Below are 14990 nucleotides of genomic sequence, written 5' to 3' on the forward strand. Positions count from 1 at the left end.
ATCATGACCGGAAATGAATGGCTGGCCATCGGCATGGTCGGGGGCTTTTTTGGCTTCCTCGTGCTGGGTGTGCCTGTGGCAATCTCGCTTGCGATTTCGGGACTGGCCTTTGGGATTATGGGCTTTGGCACGGGCCTGTTTAATTTGCTGCCCGCCCGCGTTTACGGGGTTGTCACCAACTACACTTTGCTGGCATTGCCGCTTTTCATCTTTATGGGGGTGATGCTTGAAAAATCAAAACTCGCCGAAGAACTCATAGATGTCATCGGCCATGCCATGGGACGCCTTCGTGGCGGCATGGGGCTGGCGATTGTCATTGTCGGTGTTTTGATGGGCGCATCCTCGGGCGTTGTCGGTGCAACGGTCGTCACCGTCGGCTTGTTGTCGCTACAACCGTTGATCAACCGTGGCTATAACAAGGGCGTTGCCTGTGGCGTGATTTGCGCATCGGGCACGCTGGGCCAGATCATCCCGCCCAGCCTTGTTCTGATCCTGCTTGCCGATATTCTGGGTGAGTTTGTCGGAACGCTTTTTGCTGCGGCCATGGTGCCCGGATTGATCTTGGCCGGGATGCTCGGCCTTTATCTGGTGTTGCTCGGCATTTTCAAACCCGACATGGTGCCCGCCATCCCCAAGGAAGAACGCGACGCACTCAGTACGCAGCAACTTATGATCAAAATCTGCAAGGTGGTTATCCCGCCTCTGGCCCTGGTCTTTGCCGTGTTGGGCTCCATCGTTGGCGGCATCGCCGCCCCGACAGAGGCCGCCTCCATGGGCGCACTCGGTGCGCTTATTCTGGCTCTTGTTGCGGGGCGGTTGAACCTGTCTGTGATGCGCGATGTCTTGCATGACACGCTGGTCACCAGTGCGATGGTGTTCTTTATCCTGATCTGCGCGCAGCCCTTTGGTCTGGCGTTTCGCGGACTGGGCGGCGAGGGACTGGTCCATGCCATGTTTGAATGGGTGCCCGGTGGTGATATGGGCAATCTTCTGTTCATGATGACCGTGATCTTTGTGCTGGGTTTCTTCCTTGAATGGATCGAAATTTCCTATATCGCGCTTCCGATGTTCCTGCCGGTGTTTATCAACAGCGGGATTGATATGGCGTGGCTGGCCATTCTGGTGGCGATGAACCTGCAAACCAGCTTCTTGACCCCGCCGTTTGGCTGGGCGCTGTTCTTCCTCAAAGGCGTTGCGCCAAAATCGGTCTCGACGGTCGATATCTACCGCGGTGTGATCCCGTTTATCGGCATTCAGGCGGTGGCTTTGGTCTTGCTGTTTATCTTCCCGGAACTGACCAGTTGGCTGCCCAACCTGATCGGGTGGTAGCGCGATTATTCTACGATGTGAAAAGGCGCTGAACGGATTTCCAAAACAGCGCTAGAACTAGGCTCAGGGCCTATACCCGGACATGCTGTGCACCCACGTGCAGCATGTCCGACGGTTGACGCCACGGAAGCAAGAGTAGAGGCCGATTAAATGTTACGTTCCAGAACCGCCCTTGGGGGCATGATCACCGCCCCGCATCATCTGGCCGCACAGGCAGGCCGCGATATCTTGCGTGATGGTGGCAACGCGGTTGAAGCGATGATTGCCGCGGCTGCCAGTATTGCGGTTGTCTATCCGCATATGAATGCGATTGGCGGCGATGGGTTCTGGCTCATATCCGAACCGGGCAAGGACCCGGTGGCCATTCGGGCGTGCGGCGGGGCGGCGGGTCTTGCGACCCCGGATTTTTACCGTGAACAGGGTAAGGCCGCGATCCCGGCACGCGGGCCACTGGCGGCCTTAACCGTGGCCGGTGCGATTGGCGGCTGGATCAAGGCGGCTGAGATTGCCAAGGGGTTGGGCGGCACGCTTCCGATGGCGCGGCTGGTGGCTGATGCGGTGCATCACGCCAAAACCGGCGTGCCGGTGACAAAATCGCAGGCCGAACTGACGCATTCCAAAATGCCCGAACTCAAAGGCTCACCGGGCTTTGTCGATACCTATGCTGCCAACGGCGTTCCGGCCATCGGGGATGTGCTTAAACAACCCGCCCTTGGCGCGACGCTCGCCCATCTGGGCAAGGTCGGGCTCGGTGATTTTTACCGCGGCGATGTCGCGCGCAGCAATGCCAACGGCCTGTCTGCGGTCGGAAGCCCGTTGCGACTTTCCGATTTTGAAACCTATCACGCCAAAGTCACAACCCCGCTGTCGGTCAAACTTGCCACCGGCACAGTGTTTAACATGGTGCCGCCAACCCAAGGGGCGGCGTCACTCATGATCCTTGGCCTGTTTGACCGTCTTGGTGTGACGAGTGCCGAGGGTTTTGATCATATCCATGGCTTGATCGAGGCCACCAAGCGCGCCTTTCTCAAACGCGATGCCCATATCGGCGATCCGGACCGGATGACGATTGATCCGATGGACCTTCTGACTGACGCGATGCTCGATGCCGAGGCCGCCAAAATCAATATGGGCACCGCCTTGCCATGGCCGCATGTCGCCAAACCGGGCGATACCATCTGGATGGGGGCGATTGACGCCAACGGGGTTGCGGTAAGCTACATCCAAAGCATTTTCTGGGAATTCGGATCCGGCGTGGTTGTGCCCGAAACCGGCGTTTTGTTCCAAAATCGCGGGGCCAGCTTCACTTTGCATGATGGCCCCAACCAACTCGGACCGGGCCGCTTGCCGTTCCATACCCTTAACCCGGCACTGGCAAAACTCAACGACGGATCGGTGCTCACCTACGGCACCATGGGCGGCGAAGGCCAACCACAAACCCAGTCTGCGATCTTTACCCGCAACGTGATGTTTGGTCAGGACCTGCAAGACGCCATCACCAAACCGCGCTGGTTGCTCGGCAAAACATGGGGCGATGAAACCACCACGCTTAAACTCGAAAATCGTTTCGATCCGGCCTTGATCGACCAACTTGAAAAAGCCGGTCATACGGTCGAACTCGTCGGCCCCTATGAAGACATCATGGGCCACGCGGGCGGCATTCGGTTGCAGCCCGATGGTGTGATGGAAGGTGCGACCGATCCACGCGCGGATGGGGCGGTTGCTGCACTGTAAGCTATAGGGGGCGGTAACTAGGCCCATATAACCGTCATTCCGGGTGGAGCGCAGCGCAAGCCCGGAATCTCGACCCAATCGCTCACAACGGGCGGTATGCATCATGTTCCTGCTGTTGCGGGAGCGACGGGGTATTAATTACGGGCAGCGAGAATGCTGTTGGCCAGTTCTGGGTCGGAGCGTGGTGGTGAGGTCGAGGCAATCTTTTGCAGGGCTGGACTGGTCATATGTGGATAAAGAAGATTGTTCCACCGCGTTATCATTTCGCTAGGGTTATTTAACAATCGTCTAACGTTTCGCGCTCTTTGAATAGAGAGCGGATGGCGAACGTCATTTTCCAGGGCGTTGATCATTTCTGCTCGCGAATTTTTCTGCTCGTTCCATTCTATCCAAGATAATGCGGCCTCTTGTTTGGACGCGAGATAAAGCATGTAAATCGCGAACTCATCCACTGTCTCTTCGTTGTCCCAGTTCGGTAGCCCTAGTTTGTTTAACAGGCTATGGCCAACCTCGTGCAGTAGAACAGCAAAAAGCGCCCCCTCGTTGTTGGTTTTGATAAGCTCCATCAGTAATTCAGAACAAAGGGTGATGTTGCCGCTCTTGTGGGCAGAGTAGGCATTCTCATGACCGCAAGATTCAACTAGAATGTCAAATTCATTGATGCCGTATGTTCTGGATAGCTCTGCTGTGAGTGCTGAAAAACCTTCTTCCAGTTTATGTGCCAACTCCCAAGGTGTAGGCGTGGTGGCGTATACTGTGAAAGACGCTTTTTTCGTGACGAGAAGGCTGAATGTGTTGCTGAATACAAGGTAATATTGGCGCGTTTCATCTATCGTCCCGGATATCTGAAAGCGATCTTTTAGTCTGGTGCCGCCATAGCATCTGGCAGAGTTGCCAGAGCGGAAAACGGACAGCTGCTGTGCGTCACAAATAAGAACGCTTAGGTCATCGTATCTCTGGTTATGAACATCGACTAGGACCTCAATCTTTGCGTTTTTTTGCAGTGGAATGGGCTTCCATCGCATGTTGCCCGCGCTTACTTCAATATATCCTTCATCAATTTTAAAGCGCAGTTCGTCTGAGACTCGACCTCCGGCATGCGCAAGCGTTGTTGACAGGAAAATAGAACAGAATATCAAAGCAACGCTGCGCATTTTCGTTCATCCAGTTTTATTAGGAAATATTCATTTATATGTCTAATAAAACCCATGGTTGCTTTTCAATCAAGTGTGAGAGGAAAACTCCCACTCAATCACATGCCGATACGTCTCACCGGGTTTCACCCAAGGGCTCGGGAAATCCGGGCGGTTGGGGCTGTCGGGCCAAGTTTGGGGTTCAAGTGCTATGCCAGCCGATTTGTGAAGCGAAACGCCGGTTTCGGTTTTCATATCGGGCGTGAAATGCTGACAGAGGTAGAATTGCAGGCCAGCCTCGGTTGAAAACAGTTTCATGGATCGGCCACTATCGGAATCAGACAGGGTGGCGATCTGGCGCAATGTGCCGCGATCTCCGGTCAGGCAGAAATTATGATCAAACCCCTGCGACGCATGGGGCAGCATGTCCGACACCCGTGCCGCACTTCTGAAATCATAGCCGGTTCCCGCGACATCACGGGTGCCCGGAAGCGGGATCAAATGATCATCAATTGGCAGCCACGCATCGGCATTGATTTGTAAAACATGATCGGCGGCGGTTTTGTTAAACGCGCCCGACAGGTTCCAATAGGCATGGCTGGTCATATTAACCGGGCAGGGCTGGTCACAGGTCGCCGTCAGTTCAAGACGCAGGCGATTGGGGGCGATGACCGAATAGGTGGCCGTTGCGGTGAAGCTTCCCGGATAGCCCTGATCGCCATCGTCTGAGGTCAGCTCAAAGCAGACTTTTGTGTCGCTGGCTTCTTTCACCGTCCATGTCTTTTTATCAAAGCCGATTTGGCCACCATGCAAATGGGTCGGCCCTTCATTAGACGAAAGAATGACGTCCTTGCCCGACGGGTCGGGATAGCGCGAATTGGCAATTCGATTGGCGTAACGCCCGCAAACTGCGCCGATATAGCTGTCTTGCGCCAGATATGCCCCGTCATTTTCCAGACCGACGGCAATGTTGGTTTCATTTCCGCTGCTGGCATCGCGCAGATACAGCCCGCACATCCGCGCGCCAACCGCAGAAAGGCTGACGCGAATCTGATCGGTGCGCAGCACATGCCGGGGGGCATTTGCACCTTCTTTAGGGGTGTCTGACGAGGGGTGTACAACCTTTGAGGATTGCGGTGAATTCGACATTTCCAACTCCCGAAGTCTTTGCTTTTGTTGAGCTTAGCACATGTTTCGGATCGCGGGGAGCGATCCCGTGTATGAGCGAATAACTATATGGTTGAGTCGCTTCAACTCATATTGTATTACTATATGGCTTTTAAGCAAGAAACCACACTTAGGGAGGAACTCGTGGTGAGTCTCAAAAAATTAGCCGTATCAACTGCGGCACTTGGCGTTGCACTGGGTCTTTCGTTTGCCGCACAGGCAGAAATGATGATCGGCTTTTCGCAGATCGGTTCTGAAAGTGGCTGGCGTACGTCTGAAACCGCATCGATCAAGGCCGAAGCCGAAAAACGCGGCATTGACCTGAAATTCTCTGATGCACAGCAGAAACAGGAAAACCAGATCAAGGCAGTTCGTTCCTTCATCGCCCAGGGCGTTGACGGTATCTTGCTGGCCCCGGTTGTTGAAACCGGTTGGGATCAGGTTCTTAAAGAAGCCAAAGATGCCGGTATTCCGGTCGTGCTGGTGGACCGTGGTGTTGCTGCGGACGAAGACCTGTATCTGACCAAAGTGGCTTCTGACTTCGTCGTCGAAGGTGCCTTGGCTGCTGCTTGGTTGGCTGCTGAAACCAACGGTGTTTGTGATGTTGTTGAACTGCAGGGCACCGTTGGGTCGTCTGCGGCCAATGACCGCAAAGAAGGTTTTGAATCCGTTGTCGGCAACTTCCCGGCGATCAACATCATCCGTTCGCAGTCGGGTGACTTCACCCGTTCGGGTGGTAAGGAAGTCATGGAAAGCTTCCTGAAGGCCGAAGATGGCGGCAAAAACATCTGTGCGGTCTATGCGCACAATGATGACATGGCACTTGGTGCCGTTCAGGCCATCAAGGAAGCCGGTCTTGACCCGGCTGATGATATCCTTGTCGTATCGATTGATGCGGTGCCTGATATCTTCAAAGCCATGGCTGACGGCGATACCAATGCCACGATCGAGCTGAACCCGCATCTGGGTGCACCGTCCTTCGATGCGATCAAAGCAGCGATGGCTGGTGAAGAAGTTCCGAAATGGATCAAGGCAAATGGCCCGCTCTACCTGCCGGCGACTGCTGCTGAAGAATACAAAATGCGCAGCAAGTAACGTGCAGTCATCAGGTTATCCGTGCATCACGCTATGAACGGTGATCTGATGAATTCTGGCTGATAATGCGTCGGACGTGCTCCCGCGATTGTGGGGGTGCGTCCGGGTGCATATAGGCTAAAGCAGATGGCAGACAAAATGCTTTAGCCCAGTCAGAACCAAAAGGGAGAGGGCGTTTATATGGCACAGGCAACACAGCCCCAACAAACGGGCAAGACGGTGCTTTCAGTCCGCGGGGCGGGGAAATTCTTTCCCGGGGTCAAGGCCCTGCAGGACGTTGATTTTGATTTGCACGAAGGCGAAATTCACGCACTTTTGGGTGAAAACGGGGCCGGCAAATCGACCTTGATCAAGGTGATCACCGGGGTCCATCCGCGCGATGCCGGGTCCGTCATACTCGACGGCACAGAAATCCATCCAAACCACCCGGGCGACGCACAGGCGCTGGGTATTTCCACAGTTTTTCAGGAAGTCAATCTGATCCCGACGTTGTCGGTGGCCGAAAACCTGATGCTGGAACGTCAGACCCGTAAATTTGGTCTGATTGCGTGGAAAAAAACCGACGAAGACGCCAAGGCCGCGCTTGAAATCTTGGGTCTTGATATCGACATCCACCGGCCATTGGGCTCCTATTCGGTTGCCATTCAGCAACTTGTGGCGATTGCGCGGGCGGTCGCCCTTGATGCGCGGGTTCTGATTTTGGATGAACCGACCGCAAGCCTCGATGCCGAAGAAATCAAAAGCCTGTTTCGCATCATGCGCGACCTTAAGGCCAAGGGGCTTGGCATTGTTTTTGTTACCCATTTCCTTGATCAGGTCTATGCCGTCACCGACCGGATCACGGTGCTGCGCAATGGCGAGTTGGTCGGCACCTTTGTCACCAAAGAACTCGAACAGATTGATCTGATCAATCATATGTTGGGCCATGAACTGGCCGAAGTCAGCGCACACCGTCATCAGGACGAAGGCAATTATACCGGACCCAAACGTGAAATTCAGGTCAAGAACCTTGGCAAGAAACGCGTACTTGAACCGGTCAGTCTGGATCTTCAGGCCGGTGAGATTGTCGGTCTTGCCGGTTTGCTGGGGTCGGGGCGGACGGAACTTTCCGAACTGATATTTGGCACACAACGGGCCGACAGCGGCCTTGTCTTTATGGACGGGGAACCGGTGATGCTGCGGTCGCCGCGCCATGCGATCCGGGCGGGCTTTGGCCTGTGCCCGGAAGACCGTAAACAAGACGGGATCGTTGCCGAACTGAGTGTGCGTGAAAACATCATGCTCGCCCTTCAGGGCCGCAAAGGATGGCTGCGCCCAATCCCGCGCGCCGAGCAACAACAGCTTGCCGATAAAATGATCAAGGCGCTTGGCATTGCCACCCCGGACAGCGAAAAGCCCGTCGGGCAGCTTAGTGGTGGCAATCAGCAAAAGGTCATTCTGGCCCGCTGGCTGGTGTCCAAGCCGCTGCTTCTGATTTTGGATGAGCCGACGCGCGGCATTGATGTCGGCGCACATGCCGACATCATCAAATTGATCAAGGAACTCTGTGACGAGGGGCTGGCCTTGCTGGTGGCGTCAAGTGAGCTTGATGAAATCGTTGCCTTTGCTGACCGTGTTGCGGTGATGCGCGACCGTGAAAAGGTGTCTGAGCTGACGGGTGCTCAGATCACGCAGGAAAACATCATCGAGGCGATCGCACGATGAGCAGTTTACACGATAAAAAGAAAGTACGGGAAAGCAGCATCATGTCTGCATCTTCTTTAATAAGCCGTCCGTGGTTTGGCCCGGTTGCCGCCCTTGTCCTGATTATTCTGGGCATTGGCGTGATTTCGCCGGACTTCTTTAACGTTCGCATTGTTGACGGGCATCTTTATGGGTCGCTTGTTGATGTGGTTCATCGCGGGGCGTCAACCGCCCTTGTTGCGGTCGGGATGGCGGTTGTCATTGGCACACGCGGCATTGATCTTTCGGTCGGCTCGGTGATTGCGATTTCCGGGGCGGTGATGGCGGTTTTGATCCGCGATACCGATCTGCATCCTGCCGTGATCATTCTGGCCGCGCTTGGGGCCGGGCTTTTGTGCGGGCTTTGGAACGGTGTTTTGGTCGCCTTCCTTGATATTCAGCCGATTATTGCCACCCTGATCCTGATGGTGGCCGGGCGTGGTATCGCGCAGATGATCACCGGCGGTCAGATCGTGACCTTCCACGGGGCGTTCTTTGAAGGTATTGGCAGCGGGTATCTTTTTGGTATTCCGTGGCGGGTGATCATTGCCGGTTTTGTCATTGGCGGGCTGTATCTGATCATGCGCAAAACAGCCCTTGGCCTGTTTGTTGAATCGGTTGGCGGCAATGCGCGCGCCAGCCGGGTTGCCGGGATTGACGCACGCGGGATCAAGCTGATGGCCTATGCCACGGCGGGGCTGTGTTCGGCGGTGGCCGGGATCATTATTGCTGCGGATATTCGCGGGGCGGATGCCAACAATGCCGGGCTTTGGCTTGAACTTGATGCGATTTTGGCCGTGGTGATTGGCGGGGCGTCGCTGATGGGCGGCCGGTTCTTTATCGGCATGACCGTGATCGGGGTTTTGATCATTCAGTCCCTGACCACCGGCATTTTATTGTCGGGTTTGCCGTCGCAATACACCCTGATTGTCAAGGCCGCTGTCGTGATGGCGGTACTGCTGGTGCAGGCACCAAAATCGCGCGAACTTGTCGGTTTGGCATGGGGAAAGATGACGCGGGGAAAATCCAATGAAAATTAATGAACGCTTTTACCCGCTGGTCGCGACCCTGGCTGTTCTGGCCTTGCTGTATGGCTATGGGATTTTTGAACATCGTGCGTTTTCAGACACCTACGTTCTGGGCGCACTTCTGACCGATAATGCCTTTTTGATCATTACTGCTGTTGGCATGACCTTTGTCATTCTGTCGGGCGGGATTGATTTGTCGGTCGGCTCGATGATTGCCTTTGTCGGGGTGTTGATGGCCGAACTTGTCACCGGGTTTGGCATGCATCCGGTGTTGGCCGCAGTGATTTCGATCATTGTCGGATCGGCATTCGGGGCCCTAATGGGGGTGCTGATTGCCAAGTTTGATATTCAGCCGTTTATCATCACACTGGCAGGCATGTTTTTCCTGCGCGGGATGTGCTTTTTGATCAATCTGGACTCTGTTCCGATTGACCATTCCTTTGTGTCGGAGTTCAGCGGTTTTAAAATTCCGCTGCCCGGACGGGGCTGGTTGACGGCATCGGCGGTGTTGATGATCCTGACTGTGATTGGCGGGATCATCATTGCCCATTACACCCGGTTCGGGCGCAATGTCTATGCCATTGGCGGGGACCGACAATCGGCGGAATTGCTGGGAACTCCGGTGCATGCAACCATCATTCGGGTCTATGCATTGTCAGGCTTTTTCAGCGCGCTTTCCGGTGTTGTCTTTGCCTTTTACACCGCATCTGCCTATCCATTGGCAGCGGTGGGTGTGGAGCTTGATGCGATTGCCGCAGTGGTGATTGGCGGAACCCTTTTGACCGGTGGTATGGGCTTTGTGATTGGGACGTTCTTTGGCGGGATCATCATGGGTGTGATCCAGACGCTGATTGCGTTTGACGGGTCGCTTAATAGCTGGTGGACCAAGATCATGATTGGCGCATTGCTGTTTGGCTTTATCGTTTTGCAGCGCCTGATTACCCGGTCGTTCTCGGGCATGCGGGCCGGGGCGGGCTGATTGCATGAGCTGCGTCTGGATGCGTATGATCCAGACGCAGCCGCACTTAGAAACCCCGAAAAATCAAACGGATAGCTCCTTTGACGATATGCGTTTTAGGTGGGGCCGTCTTTCTCAATTCCCGCTCAGGCAGGGATTTGGTGGGATTGCGTTGGGGAGGCACGCCTCTCCTGTGTACCCGACGCAGGCGAGTGCAATCCTCTCGGAAAGGCTCCGCGCGCCTAAACTTTGGGCATCCAAGCATGCGGCCGCCGCATTTTCCGTTGAAAATTTACCGTCAGAGACAATTTTGATCTCCAAACTGTCTTTGTCACTGTTGTAGGTAAGCCAGCTGTCACCACAATGTAAATTGGGAAAAACATCACCGTTATTTTCACCGGTGTTTGTAAAGTATTCCTGCCCCGAACATACAACTAGTTTAGGGTTTGTAGAATCTGCGCTTGCAGGAAGTGAAGCTACAGTGTCGATAGTTGCTGCGAGCAGCATACACAAAATCAACTTCATTTTGGCCACCTCGCTTTATTGAAAAAAGATTCTCTTCTCTCACGTCGCTATGCTTTTCCTAGACGGTGTGCAGAGGCGAGTGTGATGTGTTAATAGATCGGACTGTAAAAATGTGAAATCGGGCCGGAACGGGGTGCTGTTCCGGCCCGATTTTTATTCAGATATATTGTTTAATTCATCTGATTAGTCATTTTTGGTGAATAATGGGCGGCGGTCGGGCGCGATCCCGGCGACGGGGGCCGGTTTGTCAACTTTTGGCGAAATGATATTTGTATGAGGAATGGACAGGGCGGCCGTTTGGATCGTTCGTCGGATCGGCCATTGGACCGTTCATCTGACCGTCCGTCGGATCATTCATTGAACAGTTCCTAGGGCCGTTCGTCGGACCGTTCATTGAACCATCCATCGGCCGTTCATTGAACCCTCCATCGGGCCGCCCTGAGTTGTGCGGTTCTAATCAGCAGCCGGTGCAGGTTTTGCTGTCGTCGGTGCAAACCTCGGCGATGATGTCTTTCAGCGCATCGGCCGATTGCTCATCTGCTTTGGAGCAGGCACTGCCCGCCGTTCCGGTCTTAAGCGCGTCGCCGACGACAAAGTTATAGTGTTTGCCGGAACTGGCACTGTAGGTCAGGAAGGTCTTGCCGCAATGAAGGTGCGGGTATTTGCTGCCGTCATTGGCGCCAGCATTGGTGTAGTATTCCTGGTTGCTGCAGTAATCCTTCTTTAGATTTGCTTTTGCGGTCTGGGTGCCCAGCGCAAAAACAAACAGCGCGCCAAGCGCGATCATGAGGTGTTTCATCACATTCTCCGTTAAAATGAAGAAAACCGGCCAAAGGGCCGGTTGTGCGACGTTTCACGTCAGGGGATGTGATGGGATAGGGCGGAGCCATCGGCGGCGCGATCTTCTGACCGGCTGATCGGCTAATCCGCTGATCTGGTCCGGGACGGGCTGTTTCGTTGCCCGCCAGAACCGTTGAGGCAGGCTTACAGCCCGATCACGTCCCAGTCATGTTCGGCTTCCATGCCGAGTTCCTGACGGAGCTGACGCATGGTGCGGCGGAGCAGGCCGTGCATTTTAGCACGTGCTTCTTCCGGGTCGCGCTGACTGATCGCGGCATAGACCGCGTGATGATCGGGAAGCGATTTAACGTGCGCCTTTGGCCCGCCAGACGACAGGCGGAAGGAGCCGATAAGTGCTGTTTCAATCAGCATGCCAAACGATTTCATGAAATCATTGCCCGACGCATCCAAAATACCCTGATGGAAGACAAGGTCGGTCATATAGACAGCCTCGGTCCCCGGTTCGGCCTTTTCCATTTCGAAATAGGCGGTTTCCAGATGCTTGATCTGTTCCGGGGTCGCACGGATGGCGGCCATGGCGGCGGTATTGGGCTCGATAATCAGGCGGGTTTCGAGAAGGCTATAGAGAAACGCCGGGTCCGGATCGGGGAAGTGCCATGACAGCACATCAGGATCAAGCAGGTTCCAGCTGGTGCGCGGTTTAACCCGCGTGCCGGTTTTGGGGCGTGATTCAATCAGTCCCTTGGCCGAGAGGATTTTAATGGCTTCGCGAAGGGCCGTGCGCGAGACGTCGAGGGATTCACTTAAAGCCGCCTCGGTCGGCAGGACATCCCCCGGGACCAGTTTGCCAGAAACGATGCGCATTCCAAGATCATGCGCAACAATGCTGTGCAGGCTGCGTTTGGCATAGGTTCTCGACATAGTAGACGACATTAAATTCCCTCCGGCACGGCCTTGTTAAATACGAAAACGGCGAAAAGCCCGCGCTGATATTATTCATATAATATGAATTAATTTTTAGAGCAACTTATCTAGGCAGCTTAATCCCTTGTGCTGCAAAGCATATAATTATTTCAGGGGACTTGTGCGGTGCGATGTAATCCTTCGTGCAAAGGTGATGTGTTATAAACCACAGTTGCCAAGATCGAAAGGCATGACTTCGCCTGTTTGACGCTTGACAGGGGCGGATATCCTGATCATTAATGTTATTGTATGAAGAATAAGGGGCAGGGTCTATTAGTTTGATTGGAAGGGCATCCACACAGATTTGGAGCGTCCTTTGCGCCAAATTAATAGACCCTGACCCAAAAACAAGATTGTCAGGAGGAAGCATCATGTGGACACAAGGGATTGAGATCTCTGGCACCTGAAAAGGGCGGTGATCCCCCGATGTGACAGGGCATATTCACGCTTGAGGAAAAATTTCCCCGCTGCGCTGCGCCATCGGCTTTTTGATGCAAATTCTGCCAATTTTGGTGTGAGAATACGGATGTCTGACATACGGAGTCCCTGTATGTTTGACCGACGCATAGAGAACAATAGACCAGAATATGGGAGACGGAACGATCATGGCTGATCGCAAACCGACACACTACACAAGCCTTGAAGACAAATCAGTATTCATCACCGGGGGTGCTTCGGGCATTGGCGAGGCCATCGTTACGGCCTTTGTCGAGCAGGGGGCCAAGGTTGCCTTTGTCGACATCATCGAAGATGCCGGCAATGAATTGGTCGAGAAACTTGGCAAGACGGCGCGCAACAAGCCGGTTTTCATCACATGCGATTTGACCGACATTGCTGCGCTTCAGGCAGCCATCGCCAAGGCGGCAGAGCTTAATGGCCCGATCACCGCATTGCTCAATAATGCCGCCAATGATACCCGCCATAAATGGCAGGACGTCACCCCGGAATACTGGGATGAACGCCAGGCGATCAACATTCGCCCATCGTTCTTTGCCATTCAGGCCGTGGCACCCATGATGCAAAAGGCCGGGGGTGGCGCGATTGTCAATTTCGGGTCGGTCAGCTGGATGATGGGGCAGGGCGGCATGCCCGGCTACACCACGGCAAAGGCGGCAACGCATGGCATGACACGCGGCATGGCACGCGACCTTGGCAAGGATCACATCCGCGTCAATACGCTTGTGCCCGGCTGGGTCATGACGCAGCGCCAGCTTGACCTTTGGGTTGATGAAGCCGCCGAGCGCGAGATTGATGAACGCCAGTGCCTTAAGAACAAGGTAATGCCGCAAGACATCGCGCGCATGGCGCTTTTCCTGACCTCCGATGAAAGCCGGATGGTCACCGCCCAGAACTTTATCGTTGATGGGGGCTGGGTCTGATCCCGCGCACTTACACAACGATACTTCCCGCATAAGACAGACTTATATCAGGATATCAGGACGCATTTCATGAGACTGGTTCAATTTAAAGAGACCTCCGGCGCGCAGCATGTTGCCGTTGTTGAAGATGCCGAGACGCTTTTGGTGCTGACCGGGGTTTCGTCGACCCGGAAGCTGGCCGAAATCGCGATCAAGGAAGGCACGACCATGATTGCGGCGGCCAAGTCGCGCATGGGCGAAGACCGCATCAGTTATGACGAGGTCGCCAAAAGCGGGCGTCTTTTGCCGCCGATCAGCCATGCCGATCCGGCGCATTTTCTGGTGACCGGCACCGGCCTGACCCACCTTGGTTCGGCCTCGGCACGGGCCAACATGCATACATCGGGCACCAAGGCGGCCGATGAAACCGATTCCATGAAGATGTTTCGCATGGGGGTTGAGGGCGGCAAACCGAAAGCCGGGGAAACCGGCGTACAGCCCGAATGGTTTTATAAGGGTGATGGTTCGATCGTCGCCAGTCCGGGGGCGGATATGCCCAGCCCGTCCTTTGCGCTTGATGGCAGCGAAGAACCCGAAATCGCCGCGATCTATGTGATTGACCCGGATGGCAATCCGGTGCGCATCGGCTTTGCCATTGGCAACGAGTTTTCCGACCATGTGACCGAACGCCAGAATTACCTGTATCTGGCCCATTCCAAACTGCGTGCGTGCTCCATGGGCCCGGAATTGTTGCTCGGCGATTTGCCAAGCCATGTTGAGGGCACATCACGCCTGTATCGCGATGGCAAGGTGATCTGGGAAAAACCGTTTGTCAGCGGCGAAGACAATATGTCCCATACGCTGGCCAACCTTGAATACCATCATTTCAAATATGACCTGTTTTGCCGCCCCGGCGATGTGCATGCGCATTTCTTTGGCACGGCGACGCTCAGCTTTGCCGATGGTGTGACGACACAGGATGGGGATGAGTTCGAAATTGAATCGCCCCTGTTTGGCCGGGCCCTGCGCAACCGGTTGAAAACGCAGGCGGAACGCAAGGTGGTTGTGAAAACCATCTAACCTGATGCGTGTTTTCGGGATTTTTGAAATCCCAAGGGGTGTCAAAACCCCGCCTTCCTCCGAACGACACAAACTTCCCCGGCTCAAGCGATTGGGC

At 54.7% G+C, this 14990-nt stretch carries 13 protein-coding genes; 8 read left to right on the top strand and 5 right to left on the bottom strand.

Annotated features, from left to right (window positions below):
* The first annotated feature begins 3 nt into the window (after positions 1 to 3).
* Both AC0VXT_RS07945 and AC0VXT_RS07950 read left to right on the top strand, forming a co-directional pair.
* Positions 4 to 1329 carry a TRAP transporter large permease gene (locus AC0VXT_RS07945; RefSeq protein ID WP_475548203.1) on the top strand — a complete coding sequence of 442 codons (1326 nt, stop codon included), beginning with the start codon at positions 4 to 6 and terminating at the stop codon, positions 1327 to 1329.
* Between the two features lie 150 nt (positions 1330 to 1479).
* Complete coding sequence (locus AC0VXT_RS07950) at positions 1480 to 3063, top strand: gamma-glutamyltransferase family protein (RefSeq protein ID WP_475548204.1); 1584 nt, start codon at positions 1480 to 1482, stop codon at positions 3061 to 3063.
* Between the two features lie 134 nt (positions 3064 to 3197).
* On the opposite strand, the gene AC0VXT_RS07955 is transcribed toward AC0VXT_RS07950, so the two are convergent.
* Both AC0VXT_RS07955 and AC0VXT_RS07960 read right to left on the bottom strand, forming a co-directional pair.
* Positions 3198 to 4217, bottom strand: coding sequence for a DUF4344 domain-containing metallopeptidase (locus AC0VXT_RS07955; RefSeq protein ID WP_475548205.1), 1020 nt, complete (start codon positions 4215 to 4217; stop codon positions 3198 to 3200).
* A 69-nt stretch (positions 4218 to 4286) separates the two neighbouring features.
* Positions 4287 to 5345: an aldose epimerase family protein gene (locus AC0VXT_RS07960; protein WP_475548206.1), complete on the bottom strand. Its 1059-nt coding sequence runs from the start codon at positions 5343 to 5345 to the stop codon at positions 4287 to 4289.
* 165 nt (positions 5346 to 5510) lie between these two features.
* Here AC0VXT_RS07960 and AC0VXT_RS07965 point away from each other — a divergent pair, with 165 nt between their 5' ends.
* From AC0VXT_RS07965 to yjfF, 4 genes are all read left to right on the top strand, one after another.
* Positions 5511 to 6458, top strand: a complete 948-nt coding sequence (locus AC0VXT_RS07965) for an ABC transporter substrate-binding protein (RefSeq protein WP_033368837.1) — start codon at positions 5511 to 5513, stop codon at positions 6456 to 6458.
* A gap of 180 nt (positions 6459 to 6638) precedes the next feature.
* The gene (locus AC0VXT_RS07970) at positions 6639 to 8162 is read left to right on the top strand and encodes a sugar ABC transporter ATP-binding protein (RefSeq protein WP_475548207.1); all 1524 of its coding nucleotides are present in this window, start codon (positions 6639 to 6641) and stop codon (positions 8160 to 8162) included.
* Between the two features lie 41 nt (positions 8163 to 8203).
* Positions 8204 to 9220, top strand: coding sequence for an ABC transporter permease (locus tag AC0VXT_RS07975; protein WP_475548208.1), 1017 nt, complete (start codon positions 8204 to 8206; stop codon positions 9218 to 9220).
* The gene (gene yjfF / locus AC0VXT_RS07980) at positions 9210 to 10187 is read left to right on the top strand and encodes a galactofuranose ABC transporter, permease protein YjfF (RefSeq protein ID WP_101305044.1); all 978 of its coding nucleotides are present in this window, start codon (positions 9210 to 9212) and stop codon (positions 10185 to 10187) included. The genes AC0VXT_RS07975 and yjfF overlap by 11 nt, the downstream gene beginning before the upstream one ends.
* 114 nt (positions 10188 to 10301) lie before the next feature.
* Here the strand turns inward: yjfF and AC0VXT_RS07985 are convergent, their stop codons facing one another.
* The 3 genes from AC0VXT_RS07985 to AC0VXT_RS07995 form a co-directional block, all read right to left on the bottom strand.
* The gene (locus tag AC0VXT_RS07985) at positions 10302 to 10691 is read right to left on the bottom strand and encodes a hypothetical protein (RefSeq protein ID WP_475548209.1); all 390 of its coding nucleotides are present in this window, start codon (positions 10689 to 10691) and stop codon (positions 10302 to 10304) included.
* A 457-nt stretch (positions 10692 to 11148) separates the two neighbouring features.
* Entirely contained in the window at positions 11149 to 11490 is a 342-nt protein-coding gene (locus tag AC0VXT_RS07990; protein WP_475548210.1) for a hypothetical protein, read from the bottom strand.
* 185 nt (positions 11491 to 11675) lie between these two features.
* Positions 11676 to 12425 carry a FadR/GntR family transcriptional regulator gene (locus AC0VXT_RS07995; protein WP_051145988.1) on the bottom strand — a complete coding sequence of 250 codons (750 nt, stop codon included), beginning with the start codon at positions 12423 to 12425 and terminating at the stop codon, positions 11676 to 11678.
* A 635-nt stretch (positions 12426 to 13060) separates the two neighbouring features.
* Here AC0VXT_RS07995 and AC0VXT_RS08000 point away from each other — a divergent pair.
* Positions 13061 to 13834: an SDR family NAD(P)-dependent oxidoreductase gene (locus tag AC0VXT_RS08000; RefSeq protein WP_475548211.1), complete on the top strand. Its 774-nt coding sequence runs from the start codon at positions 13061 to 13063 to the stop codon at positions 13832 to 13834.
* A gap of 69 nt (positions 13835 to 13903) precedes the next feature.
* On the top strand, positions 13904 to 14893 hold the full coding sequence (gene araD1 / locus AC0VXT_RS08005) for an AraD1 family protein (RefSeq protein WP_475548212.1): 990 nt from the start codon (positions 13904 to 13906) through the stop codon (positions 14891 to 14893).
* Positions 14894 to 14990: the final 97 nt, after the last annotated feature.

This window comes from Thalassospira sp. Z349TD_5 (genome assembly GCF_056173045.1).